This window comes from Rhizorhabdus sp. (genome assembly GCF_018006725.1).
In the GTDB taxonomy this organism is placed as follows: Bacteria; Pseudomonadota; Alphaproteobacteria; order Sphingomonadales; family Sphingomonadaceae; genus Rhizorhabdus.
Genome location: NZ_JAGMXV010000388.1, coordinates 1 through 3,348 on the forward strand (window position 1 = coordinate 1; position 3,348 = coordinate 3,348).

The window sequence follows — 3,348 nt, forward strand, 5'->3', positions numbered from 1 at the left end:
CATCATGCGTTACCTCGACCGACATACCCACAAGGACGGCTTCAGCCCCACCGCTTGATCCTACCGGCGTCAGCCGGTCAGTGATTCAGAGAGCAAGTCAACGGGCCTGACAGCGACCACCCCGAAAGGCTATTGCGACGCACTCTCAAATCACCTATTGCGTTGGTGAGAGAGATTCGCAAAAGGGTCAACGGTGAGAAATCTTGGTATTGGAACTGCACTCGGCTTCGGGCTGCTCACCGTCCCGGCAATGGCTCAAGACCAGTTCCTGCCGGGACCCGGCAGCACCTCGCAAACGATCATCGTGACTGGCGTCCGCGACGGCTATCAGATCGATGCGACCAGCACCGCCACGCGCACACCGACCGAGCTCAACGATGTCCCCCAAGCGGTCTCGATCATCACGGAAACGCAGATCGACGACCAGGCGATGCGCTCTATTGCCGATGTACTACGCTATGTCCCCGGCGCCGTAATCTCTCAAGGTGAGGGACACCGCGATCAGATCATCCTGCGCGGGAACAGCAGCACCGCAGACTTCTTCGTCGATGGCTTGCGGGACGACGTGCAATATTATCGCGGCCTCTACAATGCAGAGAGGATCGAGGTTCTGAAAGGTCCCAACGCGATGATCTTCGGGCGCGGCGGCGGCGGGGGCGTAATCAACCGCGTCACCAAGCGCCCTGTCGCCAACGCCTTCATCAGCGGCAGCGGTTCGGCGGACACATATGGCGCATGGTATGTCGACGCCGACATCAGTCAGCCACTCAGCGAGTCCGTCTCCACCCGGATGAACGCCGTTTACGAGGAGTTCCGAAACAATCGCGACTTCTATGACGGGCGCCGGGTTGCGATCAACCCGACCGTCGCGCTCTCGCTCGGCGGTGCGACTCGGATCGATCTGGGCTTCGAATATAACAGCGACAAGCGAACGATCGACCGAGGCGTCCCCTCGGCCGTTCAGGGCTCGCTGACGAGCCCGTCACGCCCGCTCACCGGCGCCCGCGACACCTTCTTCGGTGTGCCGGGATTCAACGTCAGCGATTTCGAGGCCAAGGTCCTGAATGGGCGCGTCGAGCACCGCTTCAGCGACAATCTGACCCTGACCAGTCGGGTCCTGTATGGTGATTACGACAAGCTCTATCGGAACGCCTTTCCGGTCACCCCGGTCACGTCGCGCGGCGGCGTCCAGAGCGTCGGCCTCGAAGCGTATAGCGATCCCACGACACGCAAGAACCTGCTCAACCAGAACGACCTTGTTTGGAGGGTCACCACTGGACCCGTCCGCCACGTGCTGCTCGCTGGCTTCGAAATTAGCGACCAGCGCACGCGCAACCAGCGGATCAACGGCTTTTTCGGGGGTGGTGATATCGTCAACGGGGGGCGGCGCGTCTTTGTCGGGTTGGCCGACCCGATCACGGTGCCGCCGGTCACGCTGCGCACCACTCCCAATACCGGCTACCGGTCAATCCGCACGAACGCCGACGCCGCCGCCTTCTATGTGCAGGACCAGATCTCGATCGGCGACCATGTCGATCTGATCGGCGGCGTTCGCCGCGACCGCTTCACGCTTAACGTCGACGACCTGGTTGCCGGGCAGAGCTATCGCCGGACCGACACGCTTTGGTCTCCCCGAGTGGGCGTGGTGCTCAAGCCGGTGCAACCTGTCTCGATATACGCCAGCTATAGCCGGTCCTTCCTGCCGCAGTCGGGGGATCAATTCTCATCGCTCGATGTCACCAGCGCCGCGCTGGAGCCGGAGAGGTTCGACAATTACGAGCTTGGCCTCAAATGGGATATCCGCCCGACGCTGAACCTGACCGCCGCCATCTACCAGCTTGACCGCACCAACACCCGCGCGGCCGACCCCAATGACCCCGCACGGACGGTGCTCACGGGCGCGCAGCGCAGCAAAGGGCTCGAACTCGGCCTTAGCGGCGCGATCACACCCCAGTGGCAGATCAGCGCGGGCTATGCGCTGCAGGACGCGACAATTCGCAAAACGACGAGTGCCGCCCCGGCCGGGCGCGAGGTTCCGCTGGTTCCAAAACAACAGGCTTCGCTCTGGACGCGTTACGACCTCACCCCACGCTTGGGGGCCGGCGCCGGTGTCTACCACCAGTCGAAAAGCTTCACGTCCATCAGCAACACCGCCATCCTGCCCGCCTTCACCCGCGTCGATGCCGCCGCATTCTTCAAGCTCACCCCCCAGATCGAGGCGCAAATCAACGTCGAGAATCTGCTTAACAGCGATTATTTCTCGTCCGCCTACAACGACAACAACATCATGCCCGGCGCGCCGACGACGGTGCGCGCAACGGTTAGAATGAGATTATAACGGTGTTGGCCAACTTGGTCGGGTGCGGATCAAGCCGCCCTCGCAAAAGTCGGTGAGACGCCGCTGGCCGGTTTAGAAACCAGTCTTCGCCGATGGATCACAGGACTGGCGCATGAACTCCAGGGCATCACCGACGCGGCGCACCGCGTCGTTGTCCCCGACGAATATATCGAGACCCTCGTAGGGCTGCGCGCCCCCTTTGATCTCCACCGACGCCTGGGGCGCGTTGGCCGAGTAAAGCGGTCGGATCGCAACCACCTGATCTAGTTTCACGCTGAGGGCGCTTTTGTCGGCGAGCGTGAGCGTAACGAGGCAACCACCTTTCACTCCTACGCTCGTGATCCTGCTGTTCCGCACGAAACCCGGCCAAGGCTTTGCGACGGCTGTGCCGCGGGTCAGCATGTCCTGGACGAACTTCGACGCACCCGCGGCGGTTCGTGGTTTGGCGGGCACCACCTGCTGAGCCGCCACGGGCGCTGCGCTTCCGAGCGAAAGTGCGTAGATCAATAGGTCAGGACGATGGGGCATCAGTGAACTTTAGCCGACCTTAGTCCTGCGTGGCGATAGGCGGAGGCGGCGCGGGCGCCTGATGCCGGGCGGGAAACAACGGCACGCCACCCCTATGATGGCCGTAGCCGTAATCACCTACGTCGAGCTGGAGAAGGCAATTCGCATAGCTCTCCGTTCCAGGCTGGAAGCCGTAGCTCGCACACGCCGCCCGATGGCGAGCGGCCATTTCTCGCGGACTGACGCAGCCAGAAAGCACGAGCGACGTCGAGATGGCGAGAAGCTTGAAAGCGTCACGCACCATTGTCCTGGTCCAAACACGGGCGGAACCCAAAGGGAAGAGCGCCGCCCTAGGCGCAGAATGAACCAGTCCGCAACAAAAGCCAAATGCCATTGTGGCCGGGACTCGCGATGGGAAAGCGGTCGACGACAACGCCACATTAACCTTCTTCCTTCACGGTGGAAGCCGGACCAACCCCGACGCGAGCGTGCATGTCGCTTTT

Annotated in this window: 2 protein-coding genes; one reads left to right on the forward strand and one right to left on the reverse strand. The window is 62.2% G+C overall.

Annotated elements, in window-relative coordinates; translation table 11 throughout:
• Nucleotides 1–193: 193 nt before the first annotated feature.
• Nucleotides 194–2,338: a TonB-dependent siderophore receptor gene (locus KAY22_RS26540; RefSeq protein WP_231738615.1), complete on the forward strand. Its 2,145-nt coding sequence runs from the start codon at nt 194–196 to the stop codon at nt 2,336–2,338.
• A 72-nt stretch (nt 2,339–2,410) separates the two neighbouring features.
• Here the strand turns inward: KAY22_RS26540 and KAY22_RS26545 are convergent, their stop codons facing one another.
• Complete coding sequence (locus KAY22_RS26545) at nt 2,411–2,809, reverse strand: hypothetical protein (RefSeq protein WP_004212919.1); 399 nt, start codon at nt 2,807–2,809, stop codon at nt 2,411–2,413.
• Nucleotides 2,810–3,348 lie beyond the last annotated feature (539 nt).